The sequence below is a fragment of the Ruegeria sp. SCP11 genome (genome assembly GCF_040329455.1).
In the GTDB taxonomy this organism is placed as follows: domain Bacteria; phylum Pseudomonadota; class Alphaproteobacteria; order Rhodobacterales; family Rhodobacteraceae; genus Ruegeria; species Ruegeria atlantica_E.
In genome coordinates, this window is sequence record NZ_JBDZYG010000011.1 from 66774 (window position 1) to 90640 (window position 23867).

Genomic DNA, 23867 nt, shown 5'->3' on the forward strand with positions numbered 1-23867 from the left:
TCGACTCCCGACGTACGTTTTCAATCCGGCCTGATACAGCCGGAATTCGGATTGTGGTAATGTTCAATGTACCCTAGAATTGTGCCTCAAACGGCCGATTTTAACAAGAATTTCAATTCTGTCGCAAACTCCGCCCCCACCTGTCAGTTCCAGCGCAGGTCTGATAGAGCGTGCTTGAAATGGGATCTGTTGCAAACTTTTGACCCTTGACCTTCATGGCGTTAGCGCCTGTGTGGCGAAGGCATTATTCAATTGAAGGTTGGCCTGTGACTTCTTTCAAAGGTGCGCAGTATCCAAAGGATTTGATCCTGTTCGCGGTCTTATTTTGTATCCGCTAAGATGTTTTCTACCGAGATCTTGAGGAGATCATGGCGGATCGCGGTGTGCAGGTTGATCACGCAACTCTCAACTGGTGGGTTGGAAATACTCGCCGCTGATTGCGGCACGCGCACAATTGATTATGCGTGTCACTCAGATGTCTTGGCGCAAGGACGAAACTTACATTCGTGTGCGCAGCGAATGTATGTACCTGTATCGAGCGGTCGACAAAGCGGGATAAACCCCTGATTTTATGCTGTCTGAGAGAAGAATTGGCCCCGCTGCAAGCAGGTTCTTTGCAAAGACGCTCTCGTGAAACGGAATCCCGAGCAAGATCGCGATCGACAAGAGTGGCGTCAACATGATCCGAAAGAAGCAATTCGATTTGCCGTGGATTTCTGGGTTTCGCCAATTTGCTGTCGTCGCGGGATAAGTGTGTCCAGCGAACGGACGTTTCCGGTCTTTCCATAAATTCGCGGCTCAACCTCGGTTTTTTGAGCCAGCTTGCCGTCAATCCAGCGGCATGAAACAGCCGCCTGCAGGTGGCAATTTCATCTGTGGCCTAGCGGTCTTGGCAACCCGCTTTTTTCTTGTTCGCCGCATCAGCGCGTCCGCAATGAAGTGTTTTCCCGCGCATCTTAGGAGGGGATTTGAATTAGCTCAAATCCGTTATTTTCTAATTTTTGTGTAACAGTTTCACTTAGGATATGCTAGGCGGACTTTGCGACACTCTCAGCCAACACTCGGTTCAGCCAGCCGGGATCCATTTCCGGGACCGAAGACAAAAACAGATCAGTATAGGGCTGGAAGGGCGGCGAGAAGATCTGAGCCTTTGGCCCTTGCTCGACAATCTTGCCATGCTGCATCACCACCACCTCATCCACGATGGCACGAAAGGTCGAAATATCATGCGTGATGAACATATACGCCAGGCTATGTTCGTGTTGCAGCTTGTCCAGCAACCGCAAGATGCCTTCGGCCACCAACTGATCCAGCGCAGAGGTCACTTCGTCACAGATAACCAGCTTAGGGCCGGCCGCTAAGGCTCGGGCAATTCCAATGCGCTGCTTCTGCCCGCCCGACAGTTCCGAAGGCAAGCGGTTGATGTACTGATCCGGTTCAAGTTCAATGTCGTCCAGCAAGGCCCGGATTTCCTCGGTCAGCTGGCGGCCTTTCAAACCCCGGTAATAGGTCATGGGCCGCCCGATGATATCATGGATGCGCTGCTTGGGGTTCAGCGCGGTGTCGGCCATCTGGTAAATCATCTGCACCGCCTGCAACTCGTCCTTGCTGCGCTTGCGGAACGCAGGTGACAGTGGGGCGCCGTTCAACAGCATGTCACCCTGCACGGGCGGCAGCAGCCCCATCAGGCTGCGGGCCGTGGTAGATTTGCCCGATCCGCTTTCCCCGACAACGGCCACTGTGCGTCCGGCATGGAATTCAATCGAGACATCCTTCAGAACAGGTGTCTGCATCGCAGGGTATTGCGCGGTGACGCCGCGCAGTGCCACTACCGGAACCGAATCCGCAGCAACCGGCGCTTTCTCTGCAGACTTGAACGAGCGCACCGCCCACAAGGACTTGGTGTACTCCTGCTGCGGCGCGGCCCGCATGGTTGCCGTGTCGGCAGCCTCGACTTCCTCGCCGTGGCGCAACACCATGATCCGGTCCGCCATCTGCGCCACAACAGCAAGGTCATGGGTGATGTAAATGGCCGAGGTGCGGAATTCTTCAACAATGTTCCGGATAGCCGCCAGAACTTCAATCTGGGTGGTAACGTCCAGCGCGGTGGTAGGTTCGTCAAAAATGATCAGGTCAGGGCGGCAGGCCATCGCCATCGCTGTCATGGCCCGCTGCAACTGCCCTCCGGACACCTGATGCGGGTAGCGAAAGCCGATCTCTTCCGGGTTGGGCAACTGCAACTGCCGATACAGTTCGATGGCGTCCTTGCGCGCTTCCTCACGCGACATCAGGCCTCGACGAACCGGGAATTCTGTGTGCTGATTGATCAGCTTGAACGCGGGGTTGAAGCTGGCTGCGGCGGATTGTGCAACATAGGCAATCCGGGTCGAGCGCAGGTTGCGACGGGTGTCACGATCGGCGCGGGTCAACTCAATCCCGTCGAAATGCACGCTGCCGCCCGAGAACCGGCACCCGTCGCGGACATAGCCCATGGCGCCTAGGCCGATGGTGGATTTGCCAGCACCGCTCTCACCGATCAAGCCAAACACCTCTCCCTTGCCAAGGGACAGATTCACGCCTTTCACGATGGACTTCCAGCGATCTTCGGATTGTCCTTCGATCTGCAGATTCTGCATCGTCAGCAGTGGCGTATTCGTATCTGTCATCCTCGCGTCCCCTTAGGTTTTCAAACCGCTGGCCTTGTGTAGCATCCAGTCGACAATGAAGTTTACCGCCACGGTCAGCAGACCAATGGCCGCCGCCGGGATTAGAGGCGTCAGGTCGCCAAAGGTGATAAGCGAGGCGTTCTCCCGCACCATCGACCCCCAATCCGCTGCTGGGGGCTGGATACCCAGACCCAGAAAGGACAGGCCCGAGATCGTCAGGAACACAAAGCAGAACCGCAGCCCGAATTCGGCCACCAGAGGCGGCGCAGCGTTGGGTAGGGTCTCTTTGCGCATGATCCACCAAAGCCCTTCACCCCGGATCTGCGCGGCCTCGACATAGTCCATAACCACGATCCCCATCGCCACGGCTCGGGCGATCCGGTAGACGAAGGTGGCATAGATCAGCGCAATCACTCCGATCAGGCTGGTCACCGACGCACCGAAGATGGTCAGCAGCAACAACGCAAAGATCAGCGTCGGGATCGAGATCACAACGTCCACCGCCCGCGACAGAAGCTGATCAACCCAGCCCTGCAACACGGCGGCGAAGAACCCGGCGATGCTGCCGGCCAGAAAAGCGATCATGGTCGTCAGCAGGGCGATCCCGATCGTGTTGCACGCACCATAGATCATGCGCGTAGCCATGTCGCGGCCCAGACTGTCAGTGCCCAGCCAGTTGTCGGTGCTCCAGGGTTGATATTCGTAACCTACGACCTCGCTTTCTCCAAAAGGGGCGAGGACCGGCGCGAAGATGGCCACCAAAATGTAGCCTACGACAACAACACAGCCGAATTTCGCGGTCAGGGGCGCCTTGCGCAGTTCATAGAGGAACCCGTTCATCGTCATTTCCTGTGCAGCAGGCGCGGGTTGGACGCGATCGAGATCAGATCGGACGCCAGATTGAAGAGTATGTAGGTGGCCGCAAAGATCAGGCAGGCGGTTTGGACCACGGTAAAGTCACGTTTGGCGACACTATCCACAAGCAATTGCCCCATGCCCGGATAGACGAACACCACCTCAACGATCGCTACGCCGACAATCAGATAGGCGAGGTTGATGGCAATCACGGTCACGATGGGGGCAATCGCATTGGGCAGCGCGTGGATCACGATCAATCGCCGCTGACTGGCACCCTTGAGCTTTGCCATCTCGACATAGGGAAGGGCCAGCAGGTTGATCAGCGACGCCCTCGTCATACGCATCATATGCGCCGTCACGATCAGCGTCTGGGTCAGCGCCGGCAGGAATGTACGGTATATACGATCCCCCAGGCTGGCACCTTCGGAGAGATTGGCAATCGACGGGAAGCCGCATCCCAGCTGGAACAAAGCAGCCTGGTCAGAAGAAAGTGCTGAAATCCATGGGCTAAGCCACGATTACTTTCAGGCTGAGGGCGAAAACGACCGAAAAGTCGCGAAATGGTTCAAAGCGGAAAACAACGGAATTGCAGTTGCAGACTGTCCAGAATTCGAACAGAAATGGTTCATACGTCTTCTGGAAACGGACCTTCCATTTCCGAAAGTTCAACTTTTGGACTTCGACAGCTTTGTGCGGATGAGCTTGAATGACGAAGCAGCCGTTGAGCGCGTCTACCACTCACTGCATATTCAAGAGCCCGCATCGCGCCGGACCGGACGCGGAGCGCTTGGCGAAGGCATGGTTGAGCGGTTTCAAATTGGAAAGAAATTCTGAATGAGTAAATGAATCTAAGGCTTTAAATACGTTTTAATTTGGCGGGGTTCAATTTTCTTTAGGAATAGACAGCTCGTTGCCTCCGGAACCTACACCGGGATCGGAAGGATTAGAGGGACCAAGTTTGACGACACTTTTACCGGCGGTTTGGGGCAGCGGTAAAACGCATTTCATCGAGCGAGCCAGCAATTGTAAGGCGGATAAGACCCGGCTCTATATGTCACTCTACAATGTGCATAGCGCCGAAGAATTCGACTGGGCGTTGGTCCGGGCTGAGAACCCTTGGACTGAAAGCACGGCGAGGAATTTGGGCGGGCGGGCCAAGGAAGCCTTCAGTTGATTGCAGCCTTTGGATTCTCACTGAGTCTAACCAAGGTAAACTTAACCGAAGTTGCGCTAAATCGCCTGCCAGATACGCTTATCTTTGATGACGTAGAGCGCTGTGGACTACCGACAAAGCAATTGTCGGGGGCTAATAAACCGCTTTGTCGAACATGAAGCCAAGCGGGACATTCTTATTGCCAATTCGAATATTGGAGGCGACGCAGCATCCTGGGATACCGTCCCTCGTCAACATCGGGTTGTCGGTGAGGGAGGGTATGGCGGATCGGAAGATCAGTCATTGAAAAACTAGATTTACCTGCCATTCGCGTGCTTCGTCTAACTTGGAGCAAAGGACGTATCGTCGGGCAGAAGCGACCGCCGAAGCCAAAACATGGCTGGGCGATCTGCGTGCGACTTGAATTGGCCCAGAACCACCGTGATCTCGCGTTGTTCAACATGGAATCGACAGCAAGCTGCGCGGCTATGATCTGATGAGCATAAAAGTCGCCGACGAAATTCCACCATTCGTTTTGAATTTTGCGCTTTGCGGAAAGCCGAAAGCCAATTGGTCGCGACCCAGCACTTTACCATTGCCAAGCAGCGGGCTTGTCGCTCAGATAGTCGGCCAATTTCAAGTAGATTGGATCAAGTCTTTCACGTATTCGTTGTTTTTGCTCTTGCGTGACCTTGTACGCCTTGGCCTCATTTACACGTTTTTCAAAATTGGCCTGACGAAACTCCAGGTTCATGAATTCGCAAATCTCGTGGATTGAATTGTCATTGAAAAGGTCCTCATAAAAAAACGTCTTCAGCGGGATTTTCACTCCAGACTGGCGATATGCCTCAAGCGTCATAGTATAGTCGGAGCGCTGATACTCTCTGGACTCGGGGGACAATTGTTCGATAAATTGGTCTACATCAAAACTTCTGCGACGCAGCAGATGCTGGATATTTGAAGCAGCACGCTCTGTTGGATCGCGCATAAAAAACATTAGCCGAGTATCAAAGCCAAGTTCCGCAATGCGTTGATATGTTCTAGCAGGCATCAAGGAGTATTGCGGGCAAATTTCCCCAAAATGAGTTTCAGAACCAATGCGACGGGCGAAATATGATAGATATTCTTCTGTTGTGTTAAGATTATCGAGCTCGGCGAGTGTTAGAAGTTTTTCCCAATCTCGGACGCTGGGAGGATAGCTTGTCCGGTCTTTTAGCAAAATTTTCTTCATCCGATGCAGTCGGAAATCTGACCCAAACTTTTGCATTTGATTGGGGTCGAGCTTGTTCCAGAAATTCATTTCTTTGATAGGTGAATGAAATACATCGGGATGGCTGTGCAAATAGTCTGAAACCCAGCTGGTTCCAGACTTCATCGCACCTAGACCAATGAACAATACTCTACCGTTAAGTTGCGAAATGTCGGGTGCTTTAGCCACATCAAAGCTGGGTCTTTTGCACATTGAAACAGGATTTCCTTTCTGTTGGCTCGACGCCTGGACATTGGAAATTAGCGCAGACAGGTGGGGGGCAGCACTACCATGAAGTTCATTGAGTTTGCTAATGGTCGTAAGGATGGCAATATTGCGCGATCGGTAGCGTTCTTGTTGCGCTGTTTTGTTTTCCAGACCGCTTCCCCCCGAAGACAGCCGGAATACGCCGCCACGGCTATAACGATACTGAAATCGCTCTGCCATTCGGAGGTTCTCATCTGGGATCCAGGCTAGTGTAGGCCAGTGTTGCCAATTTCCCGGAAGCCCCAGAGACTTCAACAGAGCCGTTTTGTCGCGCATGCCGTAGGGAAAGCGCTCATCAAATTCACCATTCGCAGAAAAGTGAAACGCGATTTGAGGTTCTTCCATGCTGCGTAGGTTCGGCTGTTGCCTAAAATAGTCGGAATTTTCTTCAAGCCGGTGCATAGGGAGAACCATGTACGGCATGAACGGCTTTTGCGCGCAACTCTCACGAAAACGCTCAAAGCTAGACTTTGTAAATATGCAGTTGCCGTCCAAAACCGCAGTCCATTCGGCTTGGGTTCTGCCCGCCTGGATTGCGGCATTCCGCGCGCCGTTGACCCCCATGGCATAGCGCAGCTTTGGTCCGCATGCCATGATTTTTGCTCGCAACTGGTTTCCTTCTGCCATGGACAGGAACTCGTTGGATGTAAAGTAATCAGCTGACCCGAAAGCGCTTAAGTCCCACCCAAGAGCTGCATACTCTTCGGGAATAAATGGCTGATCGATAACTTTCGCGTTGTGCGCTTCGATCAATTCCAGCGCCGCGCTATGGCAATCTGGATTAAATATATGGTTTAGAACAAAAAGCTTAGTCACCCCTTCAAACTCGGGTTCGTTCTCAAGGATGAAACGAAGGTTTTTCAGCATTTGCCCATCACTATGACGAGGATGGAGATCATTACCCATCACCCGCGCAATCATGAAGGTGTCGCGAAGACCCGCAGGCACCTCGGGTCGCGACTTGGCGCGCATTATTGCTATATTGTGTCGAATTTTTAGATTGAGCTCCCGGCGGAACCGCTGAGCTCGCGCATCGAGATTCCGACGATACTTTCTGAAACGTTTTCGTCGAGACATCGCGCTTCCTTCGTTAACTGAACATCAACTGCTTCAAGCGTTTTAAAGCGTTTGGTTTTTTAGAAGTGATCTGAAATGAACGGTAGTGAGCAAGTGTATTTTCGATGTCGTCCGGAAGATTGTTGTGAGCCGTTCTGGGATAGCGACTGACGTCCTCGTCAAACAGGGTTTCCCTTCCAAGCATGGTAGCCACTTCAGCATTGCTATCTGAAAAGCGCGCAAGAAAAGCAGCAGCGTCGGATCGGGTTATCTGACGGCGGGCGCCAGTGACCTCGGCTTCGATTTTGCGCTTCAGATCAACATACGCTTTGTTGCGTGCGCCTGACGGAAGATGCGAGTGCCTTTCTGTATTTAGAGTTGCGATGAGGTATTGCGCAGCGAAACTCATCGCACTGTTGAGATTTGGTGAGTCTTCAGCCTTGGCCAAAGGAGTACCGAGGAGCTTAGCCAGTTGGGTTGAGGACTCTAATTTTTGCCCACCATACTCATATAGCCAAACATGAATATGATCTGCGGGTACGCGACCTACAAAGCGTCGTAGTAGCGCGGCATAGTCATAATAATGAACGAAATCAGAAATCTGGCGTTCATCAGGCAGGGCTAGGTAAGCATGATCATGCAGATCGCCAAACACATCGTCAAATCCCGTGTGACCTGCGCGGATAGCGGTGCTGAAGCGGCTAGCTGCAAGCTCGTCTTGACGGCGTAACACGGCAACAATTTGGACTTCGGCTACGTGGTCCTCAAAATACGAAAACAGACGCGTGATCTCACTCGGCGTGTGAAGCCGACTATGAATCAATTCGGAAGTCAAAAGCAAAGTGTTCCAGTCCGAACCTTCAGTTAGTTCGTGACTGAACTCTTCGGCAAAATTTTCACGCAAGCGCGCCTCGCCTTCGCCCCGTGAGGCCATAATGTGCGCCTTAACATTGTCGATCACGCCATCATCGAGCGAAGCTGCAACCAATCGCGTATGGTTAGCTGGGCCAGCCGTCTTTGGCAGAAGCACACCGTTGGACCGTAGCTCTGAACGGTTTTGCGCCAAATAATGTTGCAGAGAAGTGGTGCCAGTCTTTTCTGTGCCGATGTGCAATATGGCACGTTTCCTAGCGGTCATGGACTCAGACAATTCAAGGTTTCGGTTGGCGCTCAGTGAAGTCTTGGACACCTGAAGCAATTGTAGACCGTAACATAGCTTTTTGCGGATGCAAACGTGCCAGCAATCGCAGACAGTAGAGGTGTCCGGAAATCTGCCTTTCTGTTCCCATAGCTACTATTAGCCTATTTGTCTTTGCAGTCGTTCAGACACCAACGGCCATCGAGGTGTAGCTGGCTTGTCGATGGCTGTACGCAACCGTATTTGACTGGCTCAAGCTGACTAAAATTGCATCATTAGTCTGTGGCCATCGGGCTGACGGGCACAGGCGCTGACAAGCGATAACCAAAGTGCGGTGCGGCCACTGTGCGTGGTGGTGGTTCCTAATATGCTCAATCAGAATTTGAGCCTCGTGCACGGTGTAGAAGACTTCGCATTGGTCAATCCGATGCAAGACAGAAACAAGAAACCATGGAGCGGGAGGCACATCAAAAAAACGGCCATCCATAGCAATATCTCGCTTTTTAGGGACTTGTTGAAGCAACCACATTGCCATAGTCCCGGGAAAATGTGTCGCATTCGGCCAGTCGTCGCGACGCGGTCTATTTTTGGGAGAGCCCGATGAAGTCAGTTTTGAGAACGGCAGTACTTGTTTGGTTTGCGGCATCGACAGTGAGTGCCGAGGAAACAGTGTATGTATATAATTGGGCGGATTACATTGATGTATCTTTGCTGGAAAAGTTCACAGACGAAACCGGGATTGAAGTCGTCTATGATAACTTCGACTCCAATGACCTGCTGGAAACCAAAATGCTCGCAGGTAACTCAGGCTACGATGTAGTATTCCCGTCAGGCTCTTTCTTACAACGTCAGATTGAAGCAGGCGTGTTCCAGCCACTCGATATGGATCTGCTGCCAAACTCTATCCATTTGTGGAATATCATCCAGGAACGAACCGCGACATTCGACCCGGAAAATAAGTACTCGGTCAACTATATGTGGGGGTCGACAGGCATAGCGGTTAATGTAGGGAAAGTCCGTGAAGCACTCGGGAACGATGTTCCCCTGAACACGATGGGTTTGCTATTCAACCCGGAATACGTATCCAAACTGGCGGAGTGTGGCGTGAATTTTCTGGATGCACCCTCGGAATTGGTGCCAGCCGCATTGACCTATATCGGCGAAGATCCGAATTCTCAAGATGCTGATGTAATTGCGAAAGCTGAACCGGTCCTCAGCGCGGTACGCCCTTATATCAAGAAATTCAACTCAACGGGCTATATCACGGACCTTGCTACAGGTGAGGTTTGTGTCTCGATCGCCTGGTCGGGCGATGCGCTGCAAGCGCGTGACCGAGCTGCCGAGGCAAACAACGGGATCGAGATTCAGTATGGGGCATTCTTGGAAGGGTCAGCCATGTGGTTTGATCAGATTGCGGTCCCGTCGGATGCACCGAACCCTGAGGCAGCTCATAAATTCATCAACTTTCTGATGGAGCCTGAAAATACGGCCGCGATTTCCAACTTTGTTTGGTACGCAAACGGTAATCTCGCCTCACAGGAATTTTTGAACCCAGAGATTTTGAACGATCCGGGCCTCTACCCCTCTGAAGAGGAGCTGGGAAACCTCTACATGAAATCGCCTTGGGATTCAGAGACGCAACGCCTTGTCACACGAATGTGGACGCGCGTTAAATCCGGTCTGTAAAACGCATAGGCGACCGAATAACCCGTACTCGATACTAGCGAAATCTCATCCGTGGCATATCGCTGATATTTGGATCGTTAGGTCTCCGCTTTTTCCGGCGCAGTCCTGGGATTACCGGCGAGTGTATCTTGCTTGAGCCAAATGTAGTTCAGGTGGTCCTTATCTGACCCAAGTCGGCGCCCCGCTAGGCACCGGTTTCGGTGTGTGTTTATAGTGTTCACAGCAGAGGTGCAGCCCCCGGAACGCAGAAAACACATCACTGATAACATTATGAACGCATTGCAGAAAATCGTGGCTGCCATCGGCGAAGGCTTGGCGTGCCAAGCAGAGTCTTCACCTCGGCACCCAAATTCGAAGACCGCTAGGCCAAAATTCGACTTTCAGGTACGCCGCAATCAGATCTGCGCCATCGGTTGGTTGCTGTATTTGTTCGGAACATTGTCAAACAAAGATATTGGCCGTGTTATCCTTGACACACTTCCGCTTTCAGAGCTTGGAAGAATTCGCCGTCGGGCCTGGTGGCGAGTGGCTGATAGTGCTTTGATCCGTCGTCAAAAGTTGTCGCAAGCGATCGACAACGCCGTTGGGACAATGAAGGAAACGAGTGCGTTTGAAATCAACGAGGCAATGACTGGCGTACCCGACAGCGAAGACCTAATTGCCCAGAGGATTCGACGTCTTATCGGCTTGCACGCAGAGGATAAGGCTCGCGAACTATTTGAGCTCCACAAGGCCAAGTTGGGCGATCACTTTGAGAACCTGCATGAAAGATTGAACACTCTGGAAAATGGAATTCTGGCCTCAGTATCAGGTTATGGGCTTGTTAAGCGTCAGGTTGGGAGTTCTGACGGCAAGAACGTTGTCGAGCAGTTCTCTGAGACCGAATTGCGGACAGCTGAACAACAGATATTGGGCTTCGTTCTAGAGGACACCGACGCGGGAAATGAGGGATCACTTGATGCGTTGCTTTCCGAGGTTTCATCTGATCCCTCACGTGCTCGGTCCCTTCTTAGGTCTCTGAATAATAATCTAGATAGCAGCTACAGAGACCAATTGATCAAGCTGACTCTAACATTGGCTCCGATGGCGCGTTTCGAGGTATTTTCAGATTGGCCATGGGTGGACGGCGAATTGATGGCCAATGCACTGGAGGAAGCAATAGCGGCGGGGGATACTTACAAAGTTGAGAAGTCCCTCATGCGCGCGATGTTTGGTCGTCTTTCTCTGCCACCTAAGGATAGTTCGGAACGGCATTTATTTGAAAAGCTTCTTCTTCTTGCGACAGGAAAAGCAGAGTTTGGACTCACTTCTCTGGCAGACTACGCTGAGGCTCTTGGCCTTCGTTTGGTCGAACCACGATCATCAACCGCAGCTGTTTTCTTGGCGGATCAGGAATACATAAATTCTCCTCAGGGGCCGGTAGGTGGTGTCGAGGCCGCGTTGACGAACCGCGCAAAAGAATGGCTCGAGGACGAGGCAAAAAAATCTCGAGGGCTAATTGTGCTCTCACCCCACACACAACAATTTCGCTATGCAGAGGGGCGCTTGCAGGTCGCGCTTGCGGGTATGGGGAAGCCGGTCCAGACAACTGTCTTAAATGCACCTGAAACCGGCGACCCCCTGCTGCATTCAGATTTCTTAGAGGCCGCGCGAAACGACGGTTACGACGTAACTATGTCAGGTCGGCATTCGTCGAATCGCAACTTGTTTTCAAGCCAGTATCTGAACTTTGTACGTTCGGGCGGTGTGCTCCATATCTATATCGATTCTCTATTGGCTCCGGGGAAAAGGGTGTTCGCACCTTGGTATCTCCGTCCTGTGAAGCTGCCTGGATTTCCCGCTCAGCTCGCGATTTCCAGCGGTGCGAATGTCTGCTTTTCCGCAACATGGATTAACGAGGACGGGGCGCAGGTAATAGATCTCATCCCCCTTGAACTCCCCCCCCAAGAGGGTTCAGCCAAGGTTCGGGCCATATGGTTTATGCAGCAACTTGCACGGACTTGTAGGGATTTTGCCTTCGCGCACAGAATGCCGATTCCGCAACGCTTGTTTACCGGCTACGGTGGCCTGTTACCCAAGCGCGAATTGGTGCCAATTGACTCTTGGCTGCAAAGCGATGCGGTACGCGAAAGCAAATTGTGTTGGCTTGCGGATTACGAACGGGACCGCATCGCCATTCGCATGGCATCCGAATGCATGACTTATGAGAGCTTGGCCGGCCTGACTCTTCGTATGTCCCAAATGCTCCTGCATTTTCAGGATACTGCGCCATACCACACACGTCCGGATCGTAAATTTGGTGATCAGCACCGGGTGTTGGGTTTGTTGCCTGCCAGCCCGGCCGCGGTTGTTACACAACTGGCCTCGACTGCAGCTGGCAGTCTTCTGTGCCTCGGATTGCCAGAGGACTCGGATAGTCAGCTGGCCGCCCGTCTGAAAGCATTTGATCCGGATTTGGTCATTGTTACGGTTTCGCTTTGGAGCCGATTAATTGCTTCGAATCCAGAGCTGAACAGCCGGAACGCTTTGATTATCGGGGATGATTGCAGCGAACCTGCTCTGGAATCTTTATTGCAGAGCTTTACCGAAGTGCCTGCGCTGCCGCCGCTGGACCTAAGCCGTCCAGCTTACGTCGTATACACCTCTGGTAGCTCCGGGGAACCCAAGGGTGTTGTCTTGGCGGCGGGCATGGCCTCGCGTATGCTTGTATTTAACTATGACACACCACAAACGTTGCTCACAGTCGCGCGTTGGGACACGGCAACTGCGCTGGAGTCATTGCCCGCATTTGTGGAAAAACACTCGATAATCCTACCGCCAATCAATGGGTTTTCCGATCTGAAACAGCTTTGCGATCTAATGATTGCAACATCTGCAACAGCATTGTCTGCGCCTTGCAGCATACTGCACGGAATGTTGCAGAATCCCGAATTTTCCCCGGAATTTCTGCCACGTTTGAACATCTTTTTTCCATGGGGAGAACCAAGCCGCGAACGCCTCATTCTTGACCTTGTCGACCGCTTCCCGCAGGCTGAGTTAAATGCATCTTACGGTGCTACTGAGTTCATTGATGTGTCCTACGGGAAACTGTCAGCCGAAGAACTTTCCAGGTATCAGGGGTCTCCGGGTGGGAGGCTCTTGCCGGGAACAAGAGCGGTCAACGTTGAAGGCGATTGCCTGAAACCGGGCGAAATCGGCCGTGTCGAGGCAATCGGATATGACCGGACCCTTGGTAATTTCGAGGACCTTCTCTCAGGGGAAAGGATGCTCGACCCGCTAAAGGATCCAATTCTACTTGATGACTGGGTAACCGTTCTGCCCGATGGGAGCCTGGATATCCTGGGGCGTGTTGACGATGTCATCAACATTCGTGGGCGCCGGCTGTCGCTTAACGACGTCGCAGAAGCTGCGGAAAAAATCGCCGGGGTGACGCGGGTGTTTGTCTCAACAATACTGGTTCGCGACATCAATGCCGTGGCAATTGTGGTGGAAACAAAACGAATTGACGTGAACGCCCTTGAAAGCGAATTGCGGCGTGTCATCACTCAGAAATTCTTCGCCGCAGCCACGCCTCTGCGATGCTTGTTTCTGGAGGGATTGCCGCGTTTGCCAAGCGGGAAACTAGATCGCAGTAAACTTCAGACAATCCTTGAAAGCAGGAACACGGGAACGTCTGGCGTACCCAATCGGCCGTTTTCGAAATCGATAGCTTCAGATACTCGCCTGACCCCAATGCTGGAAGTAATGCAAGACTTCGCAAATCAAGAAGGTTTGGCTCCCTGTTCGAGATTTAACCCGGACGATGCGCATCCATTTCTGGATTCTATCCTGAGCCTTATACTCATGCTCAATATTGAAGAGCGATTTGGAAAACTCCCGGCGGCAACTGTTTTTGATTATCAAGACTCTTCAACCTGGCGCGAACTGGCGAAAGAGCTATCTGATGCGCTCTGATCCCAGGCTTCCAGGTTGTGTCGCAAACGATTGGAAGGACCAGCATCGGCGAATTCCCAATGAAAGCGCTAACGCAGTTGTAGCATGTAATAAAATCGACGGTTCAAAATGAGTTCTCATGACTGCCCCCCCAAGCAGAAAATCTGAAGCAGCAGTGTAGGAAAAAATATGCAAATAATCAAATATACAGGTGGGTGGGGCGTGCGATCCGAGACCTGCACTTGAGGGTTAGAGTAGAGGATTTGCACAGCAGTTGGCATGGCTGCGCAAGACCCAAACTCGGGAGCAGCGACCTTCCCCAAGCACGCAAAACCAAATCAAAGCCGTTGTTCTTTCGAGAATTCGCGGGTTCCAAACTTATCGCAACTGCCTAGCGGAAAGGCGCGGCTTCTGATGCCGATGTCCTATGCCGCGTTGATCAGCGGCATGCTGACCCTTATCGCCACGCCCCCAAATTTGGTCGTCAGCGATGAACTGGTTGCTCAGGGCTATCAGCCTTTGGGTCTGTTTTCCTTTTTCCTGATCGGCGCGCTTGTTCTTTTGGTTGCAGTTGTTTTCATCCTGTTTTGGGGCCGGCACCGTCTTCGGTCTGTCACGGATACCCAGGAAGAGGACTTGGCGACAACCGGAACAACCCTTGCAGGGATGTGGAGATCATTTGATCTCCATGTTCAGTCTGAAATTCTCGTGGTCGCCAAGAAAGTTCCTGCGGAAGACGTCGCCGAGTTGATCGGAGACGAATCTAACATTGTGATCCGATTGAGGTCAGGTGCAAAAGGCAAATTCATCCCGGCGATGTTCCGCAATGGAATGGAGTTGCTACGCGGGGATCGTGTATTCGTGCGCGGTCCGGAAGAGTCACTAAAGACCCTCGCGCAGAGACCTGAGTTCTCTGAAAGGATCGACCCTGCAAACAAGATCGACACGTGGATCGACGAGATTGGGTTCTCGGATGTTTTGGTTCACCCAGAGTCCCCGTTGATTGGCAGGGCCGTGAGCAATGGACTTGGCGTGGAGGCGAAAGACGTCGAGGTCGTCGCGTTAGTCAGAGATGGCGAACCCGTCGAGGATATAACGGGGACAACGTTGCAATCCGGGGATCGAGTGTTGATCGTCGGACCTTGGGACGCGTTGGATCGAGCTGTCAAACGGCACGACTCGCTCGTGCTGCTGTCCTTTCCTCAGGAACGGCAATCCATACCACCCGCTGCGTCGGGGTTCTGGGCCGCAATAATAATTATGGCCGGAATGATCGCAGCGACGCTGTTTGAGCTCGTTTCGATTACAGCCGCGGTCCTGACAGCCGCTGTTGCTGCAGTTGTGTTTCGCACACTATCTGCTGAAGACGCCTATCGTGCCGTCAAGCTTCCAAGCCTTGTACTGATTGCAGGGATGCTGCCCTTGGCGGACGCTTTGCAAGTCACCGGAGGTTCCGATCTTATCGTCGAGCAATTGCTGCACCTTGTCGGCGATGCCAGCCCAAGGGCCGTTATGTCGGCGATCTTCGTTTTGACCGCTTTGTTGGGTTTGGTTCTTTCCAACATGGCTTCTGCCGTGCTCGTGGCACCGATCGCGATCTCTGCGGCTGAGGCGCTTAGAATTTCACCCTACCCGGTGGCGCTTTGCGTTCTGATTGCTACGTCGGCGTCCTTTTCCACGCCCATATCAACCCCGGTAGTCACATTGGTTGTTGCACCTGGAGGCTACAGCTTTTCCGACTTTCTAAAACTCGGTGTGCCACTGACCATCCTGACCGGGATCGCAGCCGTGGCGATCGCGCCGATTTTGTTCCCTTACTGACGACTTTCAAGTGGCTTGAGCAACGCATGGCAGGTGAGATCGCAACTCTGCGATCACTAAGATTGACAAAATTCAACTAAAGAGAAAGATCAAACTTGAGTATTCACAAAAATTTCTAGTTCAGCATCGTGTTTGAAGTTGATCGAGAGCTGGACTACATTTTTCCTACCAAAAACTGTGATACGTTCAGCAAATGGAGACTCTGATGAATAGGTTTATGAAGATTGCAGTGGTGATGACTTGTTGCGGCGCATTTCTTTCAGCTTGCACAAATAATCAAGGCGTCAACGCTGCCTCAGGTGCTCTAGTCGGCGCAGCAGTGGGAAACCAAATCGGGTCGGGTAGCGGACGAACAGCTGCCACTCTTGTAGGTGCGGCTGCTGGTGCTCAAATTGGTGCAAACGTTTGCGGTGGACAGAACCAACCCCCGTGCAACTAAGACGCCGTCAGAAAATTGCCTGTCTCTCATGAACACCACACGGTGGACACTCGACGAGCCGAGCCAACTGGAAGAGAACTGAAACCTTAGTAACCGTATTTCTTGGCCATGTAGCGGAATATGGTTCTTAGCCATATTTGTCGTTGCTACAGGTAGGGAGAGAGCAACCGCGCCAAGCCGTTACGCAATTTGGCCCAAAGCGGGAGATCATTGATCTCTTCGAGACTCATTTCTCGTGCACCGAGTGTTTTTTCGTCAAGGATAGCATGAAGTTCTTCCGACAGTGCCCGATGATAGCATTCAACATTGAACTCAAAATTCAATCGCAGGCTCCGGGGATCCCAATTGGTGCTTCCGACCAGAGCCCACACGTCGTCCACCAGCATGAGTTTCGTGTGATCGAACGGTGGCTTGGTGAAAATAACGCGGCAACCATGCTCCATAATTTGCCCGATCTGACCCATGGCCGCCCACTCGACGATCTTCACGTTGTTGTCGGAAGGAAGATAGATTTCGACCTTTATGCCACGGAGGGCCGCCACCGAAAGCGCTTCAATCAAGCGAGAGTCCGGAAGGAAATACGGGCTGACTATGCGAACACGTTCCCGCGCAGCCGACAGTCCGGCGAAAATGAGTTTGCTAAGTGTCTCGAAATCTTCGTCTGGTCCGTGTGAAATTCCGCGCGACCAGACTGAACCGTGTCGGGAAAGATCGGGAAACCACGCAGAGCCGCTCAACTGCTCCCCAGTGGTAAAGGCCCAATCCGTAACAAATACTTGCTTGAAATGGCTCACCACTGGCCCCTCAAACTTGAAATGCAGGCATTGTGTCGGCCCCTCGGGGTTGAGGTTCAGGCAATGAGCTTCGCGAATATTGGTTCCGCCTGTGAAGCCTATGCAGCCGTCTACAACGAGGATTTTTCTGTGGTTTCTCAAGTTTGAGAAGCGACGTGAGGAAAACCCGCTTGTCGGAAGAAAACTCGCTGCCTCAATCCCCACCTCTTTCAACTGAGTAATCATGTTCTCCTTGCTGTAGCGCGCACCAACATCGTCGATAAGAACGCGCACCTCCACGCCGCGATCCTTGGCGCGGATAAGAGCATTTAGGAACTCCTCTCCCGCTCGGTCGCTGTCAAAAATATAGCTCAGCAAGCCAACGGAAAACTTGGCGGCATCGATTGCCGCAATCATTTCTGGATAGGCTTCATCACCGTCCCGCAGACAACGGACCGTGTTTCCTGGTAGGAGCGGCTTTGCGCTAAGAGCTTCCCCAGCGCGGGCTAACCCGGCAATGTGAGGAAGTTGAACATTGGACTCTTCAAACAACACTCTCTCGCTGTCCGAGAGCAAGAAACTTGGAATTTGACGGATAGTGTCTGATAGGCCCATCCGTGTTCCGGCCCGGTTGATGCGATTAACGCCCAGAACGATGTACGCCAACGAGCCTACAAACGGCGCGAGCCAAGCAAGGGCTGACCAGCCGATAGCCGCGCGAGTATCCCGCTTATTGAGAACAGCGTGCACAGTGACTCCGAAGGCTAAAGACACTTGCGCAAGCGTGACGAGAAATGCCCATAGGTAGACGAGGCTCAAAACACGATCCCCCAATAACAGCTACACCACTTGAAGCCTCACCCTATCTCTTTTGACCAACAACAGTGCAGAAAGTTTGGGTTGGAAATGCATTGAGCCAGTCCTTCTGTCACAGACATCACGCTTGGCGCACCTCATACGCCCTCTCCGAGCATGATCAAACGTCTGCTTAGCTCCTTTTGCGGACCTCGATGAACGGTGCAGCGAAGGTCTGCTTCAGCCAGCGCCCTACCCAACCGGCCATTGCCGTCTTCAAAGGGGTGAATGCTCTCGAAATACAGATGGCTTAATCCGGCCTGGATCAGTGCGCGCAATGGTTCGGGACCATCCGGTGTGGTCCGGTTGACCCAGATTACGGTGGCGCGATGCGCCAAAGGAATACGGCCCACACAAGACGCTCTACAACCGCTGGAAACAGTGGAGCGATAAAGGCATCTTTGCTGAGATGCCGGTAGGTTTGACGACAGATCATGGCGAATGGAAGACTGTCATGATCGATGCCACACACCTCAAAGCACACCACACGGCTTCCAGCCTTGCGGTGAAAAAGGGGGCGCGGACGTCTGATTGGGCGCACCAAGGACGGAATGAACACGAAACTTCACGCGATCTGTAACAGCCAAGGAGGCCCTCTGAACCTGTGCGTTACCGCCGGGCAGGTCAGCGATTACATCGGCGCAAGGGCTTTGGTGGGCAGCTTGCCAAAGGTCGATTGATTGATCGGGGACCGTGGTTATGATGCTGATTGGTTCAGAGAAGCGTTGAAAGATGAAGGGATACGCGCTTGTATCCCTGGTCGGAAGCGGCGCAAGACAACTGTCCGGTATGACAAGCGCCGTTACAAACGCCGGAACCGGATTGAGATCATGTTTGGTAGTCTCAAAGACTAGCGACGCGTGGCAACTCAATATGACATATGCCCTAAAGTCTTCCTGTCAGCAATCGCCCTCGCTGGCCTCGTCATTTACAGGCTATGAGTCCTGAGCCTAGCGCGCGCTATCAGAACCGCAATCGGAGCGACAGTCGGGAGCTGAGTTTGCGACAGAACCCTTACCTTGCCTCACTTTGACCGTTGTTTTTGCTCATTGCCGTCACGGCTTTCTCGCACAGTACGCTCAAATATCAAAGATTGTTCATAAAAGAAGGTGTAAAGGCCGCAGTAGAACAATGAACATCAAAAGAACTGGCGATTGGCAGCAAGGTCATGAGGCGCTTGGTCGGATAGCAAAGGATAGTGAGGCAGCGCCGTATCTGATTGTCCAGATCCCATGCTACAACGAGGAGACGACGCTTCCCGATGTCATCGCCGGAGTTCCCAGGCAGATTCCGGGTATCGCCTGCGTCGAAATTCAGGTTATCGATGATGGCTCAACCGACGAAACCGTCGAGATCGCACGCGCGTTGGGTGTTGATCACATAGTACGCAACAAGGAGAACAAGGGCCTCGCGCGCAGTTTTCAAACCGGGATTGAGCACGCGTTGGCGAATGGCGCAGACATTATCGTCAACACCGATGGCGACAATCAATACAGTGGAAGCTCTATAGCTGATCTTGTCCAACCCAGTATCGCTGGGGAGGCTGACATCGTTCTGGGAGACCGGGATCCAGGGCGCAACCTTGAGTTTCCCCCGACAAAACGACTGCTGCAGCGTGTCGGCAGCCGGGTGATCCGTTCATTGGCCGGGATCCCGGTGCAAGATGCCGTAACGGGTTCTCGAGCCTATTCCCGACACGCGGCGCAGCAGATCAATGTAATGACACGGTTCAGTTACACAGTTGAGACCCTAATTCACGCAGGACGGGCTGGCATGACAATCCGATCGGTTCCTGTAAAGACGAATGCGGCGACACGGTCCTCGCGCTTGTTCCAGTCCACAGGGCAATTCATCCGAAAGCAACTGGTGACGATAATCCGCAGCTGCGCGATGTATATGCCTTTGCGCAGCTTTCTACTGGCGGGATTGGTTATTTTGGCTATCGGGTTGATTCCAGTAGCGCGCTTTCTCTACTTCTTCGCAATTGGGGATGGGGACGGTCACATTCAATCGCTGGTCCTAGGCGCCGTCTTTCTCATAATGGGTTATGTTACCGTACTGGTAGCTTTTCTCAGCGATATCATTGCAACAAACCGAAGACTGTCGGAAACGACGCTCGTGAGACTTCGGGAGCTCGAGAGCACGGTGGCGGATATAAACCGCACACGCCGGTAAATGATAAGATGGTTCATCGTTCTCCTGCACTTCAAGCCACACGTCCCCGTGCCGATCTGGCTTGGACGGGATACGTATTGTGGGCTGGTGCTTTCCCTGCTTTTCGACTGCACGCTAGAGATAGACCCACGTGCCTTTCACCTTGATGTAGGTCTCATCCATTCCCCAAGAGCGGTCGCATATTGCTTTGCGTCGGCGCGCAGCTTCTGCAATGGCGCAAGAGTATCGAGCAACCAAACGGCTCAGCGTAGCGTGATCTACTGATATGCTCGTTCACTCATAATCTCTTCCAGGTCTCGGTATGAAACGCCGTACCGGAAATAAAAGAACACAGCGAACAAGATCACACCCTTCGGGTATTGCGCGCCTTTAAACAAGATCATGATCCGAAGTTCGACTTGGTAATTTCGAAGGTCATTCACCCGTTGGTGGCGCGAGCGTCAATGACTAAAAGTTTGCAACAGATCCGATACAACCTCAAACCGGTAAAGCGACATAGTGTCAAGCGCCTCCTCTTTTAATACTCTTTTTCAGATACTTTTGCACACTATATTGACAACAATTTGAACTCGAAACTTAACTTCATAGTCGACACTCTTTATCTATGCCTGAATTTGCGCCTAAACCAACCCAGAATTGCAGGCTTGAAACTATCCGAACCCTACGTGCCCCCTACCCTTTCTCGAACGTACCAAGAGGTTTTCACCGGTTACTACATCCACGATATAGCTGCCAATACCCTTCGGGTTTATGAGTGTAGTATACTCTGCATCACCACCTGTATTCACGCGCCTTCAAGAAACCGCGTGTATGGCCAGAACGTTGGAAAATCCCCTACTCTCCTTCAATATCACGTCCGCGAACACTGCAGTGTCCCACTGAGGACCGCGCCTGTAAAACAACTGAGAGGTTGATCACCCCAAGCCTGCGCCCTGCCCCAGACCATCCTACGCGATACCCTGAGACAATCTCTAAATGCTGCTGCCACCTGCCGTAAGTCGCATCAAGGTTTCTTCGGTTCAGCGTTGCTGTTGTTCGACCGGGATAGCGATGACTGATGACGTTCGAAATCGCCAAGTAGATAATCCTCTCCCTGCCGGAGGCCATAACCACGAGCAATGCAAACAGCCCGCAACTGATGTGGAAGGATCACGAGGATCATGCGCTGCTACATTGGATCAAAGTCAGCAGGTCAATGACAAGGCGTGCTGCACCCCGTCTCCAAGACATACCGGGTGCCAAAAAGCCCGCCTTTGATCAACGCAATCATCAGACCGTTAGACAAGAAAACGCCGGGCTGCTGACCCGGCGTTTTGCTCTGGCGATGTCTCGCGTTTAATCTTACCCGTGGGTAAGATCTTCTTCTTCCTGCAAAGCGTCGATCAATGTCGTGATCGCTTGTTCCAGCTTGGCGCGATCCACACGAGTAAAGTCCAAATCATACCGCAGTTCGATCCGACCGCTTGAGGCCGAACACTTTGCAACCCCGGCTGTGCCCGACACCTGAAACGTCGTTTTTGCGCGGCGGGTTTTTCCTCCACTCGATGCGACCGACTTCCTTGTCACGCTTACGGTCGGCTCGACGAAGGTTCGCAGGATGGCCACTTCGCGCGGGCCATCGCGGTCGGGTTCGCTCATCACCGCTGTGCTGACCTGGCGGATCAATCCGGGGTTAGCGTCGAGTTTCCGTTTCAACTCAACCCCCAAATTGCGCGGTATGTCATTGGCATGCATCAACACCTTATCTAGCATCATCAGCAAACTGGCAAAGGCGCGAATATAGCTGCGCTTGGTATAGCTTGCAGATTTGAACAAAATCCCCACCGCCTTATCCACGTCCGGGCAGTCATTCGCCGGGTCTTCAGCATAGGACCGAGCCAGCGCGCCCATCTCGGCGAAGGAGATATCTTTTCGGATCAGGTTTTCGTCCACCATGCGGCGATAACTGTCATTCAGGTCAGTTGCCGCAGAAATCCCTGCCGGAATGCGCGCGTAAAGATCGTCACCAGATTCTTGGTGCAAGGCCCGATAGGCTGAAAGGCGACGCATACCCTGAATCAGATCAAACCGACCATCAGAACGACGCTCCAACCGAATTGGGTTGGACAGTCCGATATCGCGGATCGAGTCTATCAGTTCGGCCAACTCGGGATCCGGGCCGGGCTTGCGATCCCGGGTAAGCTTTTCAGTAACCACATCCGAGAGCGACACGTGCTCGGTCACCAGACCTTCGGAACGCAGCCGTACTAGCTCGTGCGCCAGACGATCATTTTCGGCCCGAATGGTTTCCTCAGTAGATTGCTGATCCCGCAGTGCGTCGGCGTTCTCGGAAATGGCAGTGGCCATCGGGCCGCGCCGTTTCTCCAACACCTTGTCTGGAACCTTACCAACCGGGACGTTGTCCATGGCCGGCATGTCGATGTCGAACATTCTGCGTTTACGGCTCATACGTCATCCTCCAGCTTATCCCAGGCTGAAAGCATCACGCCCCGGAATTCCTCATACACATTGTCAAAGGTCGAGCGTGCCCGGCGCCAGGTTTCGCGCGTCATCTCGCGGTAATCCATCTCATAGACCGAACTCAGAAACCGTCCAGACTGTTCAACGGCTCGGGTCATCTCAACCGGGTGTTCGGCCACGTGTTCACCGAAAACTTTCTTGAACGCATCGAACATTGCGGTGTGCAATGCGTTACCCGGCTCGTAGCGTGTAAGCAGGAAGCGCATTTCGCAAAACGTTTTGGGTAACCCGATCTTACCCGTGGGTAAGGTCTTGTCGAAGCCATAGGCAAGGTCCTCCAACGCCTCTGCCAGCTGTCCGATAAATGAGGTCGTCGAGTCGTACTCCCAATACCCAGGCCCAGAAGGGACATAGAGCATGTCAGCTGCGAAGACCGCGTTCATCGATTGGTACCCAATCGCAGGCGGACAGTCGAAGAGGATCAAATCATAGGCATCATCCGGAATCTGATCGAGGTACCGCGACACAGCTGCAAAGAACGACCATTCGGGGTTCAGGTGACGATACTGGGCCGAAGCGAATTCGACGAAGGCCGCATTGGCACAGGATGGAATGACGTCGATAGTTGACCAGGAACTCTGCTTGATAAAGTCGGCAATTCTCAGGTCGCCCAGACCCATATCGGTGATCGAGGGCGGCAACTCGCGGCGGGGCAGGGCGATTCCGGACTCGGCGGCCGCGGGGCGGTTATTCATACGCTCGGTCTCGCGGATCAAGTCGCGGGCCATGATGCCCCAGACGGTGAAATCTTCGGCCACGTCTGTCAGCCCCATGGAGTGGCTCAGCGTGGCCTGAGGATCGAAATCCACCACCAGCACGCGATAACCATCCAACGCCGCAGCATGGGCGAGATGGAGAGCAACGGTCGACTTACCCGCGCCGCCCTTGAAGTTAGCGACCGCCGCACGAATGGCGCGCTTGCCCGCAGGCCGAGGAGGCATCAGGGACTGGCGATTCACTTTGAGCCGCCGGCGCAACTCGTTCACCTCTTCCAGGCTGAACCAGCGCTGACGACCGTCAGGCTCAACCTCACCGCCGGGCAGGGTGGGGTCGGCGGCCAACTTGCCGCGAAAGGTCGACTGGTTGACGCGAAAGATAAGCTCGGACACCTCCCAGCTTGAAAAGCGGCGGAGGGTCTTCTCCATCTCTGGGCTAAAGGTTTGTTGGCGAATCCAGCCCTGCAGTTTGAGGGACTGATTGCGCAATGCGTTCAGGTCTTCGTGCGTGTACATGCCTCGGGTCTCTTTGTTTCGGACGCTATTTTATATAGTTTTCTTA

At 53.0% G+C, this 23867-nt stretch carries 14 protein-coding genes and 5 pseudogenes; 9 read left to right on the top strand and 10 right to left on the bottom strand.

Translation table 11 applies throughout. The features are described from left to right. Positions 1-215: 215 nt before the first annotated feature. Positions 216-631: pseudogene (locus ABLN94_RS16995) on the top strand (DDE-type integrase/transposase/recombinase); the annotation flags it as partial. A gap of 397 nt (positions 632-1028) precedes the next feature. Here the strand turns inward: ABLN94_RS16995 and ABLN94_RS17000 are convergent. The 3 genes and pseudogenes from ABLN94_RS17000 to ABLN94_RS17010 form a co-directional block, all read right to left on the bottom strand. Then, positions 1029-2666 carry an ABC transporter ATP-binding protein gene (locus tag ABLN94_RS17000; RefSeq protein WP_352994520.1) on the bottom strand — a complete coding sequence of 546 codons (1638 nt, stop codon included), beginning with the start codon at positions 2664-2666 and terminating at the stop codon, positions 1029-1031. Positions 2667-2678: 12 nt separating this feature from the next. After that, positions 2679-3506 carry an ABC transporter permease gene (locus ABLN94_RS17005; protein WP_352994522.1) on the bottom strand — a complete coding sequence of 276 codons (828 nt, stop codon included), beginning with the start codon at positions 3504-3506 and terminating at the stop codon, positions 2679-2681. A gap of 2 nt (positions 3507-3508) precedes the next feature. Then, a pseudogene (locus ABLN94_RS17010) lies at positions 3509-3973 on the bottom strand (ABC transporter permease); the annotation flags it as partial. Here ABLN94_RS17010 and ABLN94_RS17015 point away from each other — a divergent pair. Together ABLN94_RS17015 and ABLN94_RS17020 are read left to right on the top strand one after the other, a co-directional pair. Further along, the gene (locus ABLN94_RS17015) at positions 3957-4358 is read left to right on the top strand and encodes a hypothetical protein (RefSeq protein WP_352994524.1); all 402 of its coding nucleotides are present in this window, start codon (positions 3957-3959) and stop codon (positions 4356-4358) included. The pseudogene ABLN94_RS17010 and the gene ABLN94_RS17015 overlap by 17 nt on opposite strands. Before the next feature lie 124 nt (positions 4359-4482). Continuing rightward, the gene (locus ABLN94_RS17020) at positions 4483-4698 is read left to right on the top strand and encodes a hypothetical protein (RefSeq protein WP_352994527.1); all 216 of its coding nucleotides are present in this window, start codon (positions 4483-4485) and stop codon (positions 4696-4698) included. 568 nt (positions 4699-5266) lie between these two features. Here ABLN94_RS17020 and ABLN94_RS17030 read toward each other — a convergent pair. Continuing rightward, positions 5267-7270, bottom strand: a complete 2004-nt coding sequence (locus ABLN94_RS17030) for a sulfotransferase (RefSeq protein WP_352994530.1) — start codon at positions 7268-7270, stop codon at positions 5267-5269. Between the two features lie 13 nt (positions 7271-7283). Continuing rightward, on the bottom strand, positions 7284-8363 hold the full coding sequence (locus tag ABLN94_RS17035) for a hypothetical protein (protein ID WP_352994533.1): 1080 nt from the start codon (positions 8361-8363) through the stop codon (positions 7284-7286). Between the two features lie 624 nt (positions 8364-8987). On the opposite strand from ABLN94_RS17035, the gene ABLN94_RS17040 reads away from it, so the two are divergent. From ABLN94_RS17040 to ABLN94_RS17055, 4 genes are all read left to right on the top strand, one after another. Next, positions 8988-10073: a polyamine ABC transporter substrate-binding protein gene (locus ABLN94_RS17040; RefSeq protein ID WP_352994726.1), complete on the top strand. Its 1086-nt coding sequence runs from the start codon at positions 8988-8990 to the stop codon at positions 10071-10073. A gap of 270 nt (positions 10074-10343) precedes the next feature. Continuing rightward, positions 10344-14027 carry an AMP-binding protein gene (locus ABLN94_RS17045; RefSeq protein ID WP_352994536.1) on the top strand — a complete coding sequence of 1228 codons (3684 nt, stop codon included), beginning with the start codon at positions 10344-10346 and terminating at the stop codon, positions 14025-14027. A 393-nt stretch (positions 14028-14420) separates the two neighbouring features. Then, entirely contained in the window at positions 14421-15827 is a 1407-nt protein-coding gene (locus ABLN94_RS17050; protein ID WP_352994538.1) for an SLC13 family permease, read from the top strand. Positions 15828-16062: 235 nt separating this feature from the next. Further along, positions 16063-16266: a glycine zipper 2TM domain-containing protein gene (locus tag ABLN94_RS17055; protein ID WP_352994727.1), complete on the top strand. Its 204-nt coding sequence runs from the start codon at positions 16063-16065 to the stop codon at positions 16264-16266. 146 nt (positions 16267-16412) lie between these two features. Here ABLN94_RS17055 and ABLN94_RS17060 read toward each other — a convergent pair whose 3' ends face one another. Continuing rightward, on the bottom strand, positions 16413-17858 hold the full coding sequence (locus ABLN94_RS17060; RefSeq protein WP_352994541.1) for a phospholipase D-like domain-containing protein: 1446 nt from the start codon (positions 17856-17858) through the stop codon (positions 16413-16415). Positions 17859-18064: 206 nt separating this feature from the next. Continuing rightward, positions 18065-18214: pseudogene (locus ABLN94_RS17065) on the bottom strand (Fic family protein); the annotation flags it as partial. On the opposite strand from ABLN94_RS17065, the pseudogene ABLN94_RS17070 reads away from it, so the two are divergent. Both ABLN94_RS17070 and ABLN94_RS17075 read left to right on the top strand, forming a co-directional pair. After that, positions 18211-18835 (top strand): annotated as a pseudogene (locus ABLN94_RS17070) (IS5 family transposase); the annotation flags it as partial. The pseudogenes ABLN94_RS17065 and ABLN94_RS17070 sit on opposite strands and share 4 nt — an antisense overlap. Positions 18836-19025: 190 nt before the next feature. Beyond that, on the top strand, positions 19026-20069 hold the full coding sequence (locus ABLN94_RS17075) for a glycosyltransferase family 2 protein (protein WP_352994544.1): 1044 nt from the start codon (positions 19026-19028) through the stop codon (positions 20067-20069). Positions 20070-20186: 117 nt separating this feature from the next. Here the strand turns inward: ABLN94_RS17075 and ABLN94_RS17080 are convergent. The 3 genes and pseudogenes from ABLN94_RS17080 to ABLN94_RS17090 form a co-directional block, all read right to left on the bottom strand. Further along, positions 20187-20452: pseudogene (locus ABLN94_RS17080) on the bottom strand (IS6 family transposase); the annotation flags it as partial. A 958-nt stretch (positions 20453-21410) separates the two neighbouring features. Then, a complete protein-coding gene (locus tag ABLN94_RS17085) occupies positions 21411-22517 on the bottom strand; it encodes a ParB/RepB/Spo0J family partition protein (RefSeq protein WP_352994547.1) in 1107 nt (368 codons plus the stop codon). Beyond that, positions 22514-23821 carry an AAA family ATPase gene (locus ABLN94_RS17090; protein WP_352994550.1) on the bottom strand — a complete coding sequence of 436 codons (1308 nt, stop codon included), beginning with the start codon at positions 23819-23821 and terminating at the stop codon, positions 22514-22516. The genes ABLN94_RS17085 and ABLN94_RS17090 overlap by 4 nt, the downstream gene beginning before the upstream one ends. Positions 23822-23867: the final 46 nt, after the last annotated feature.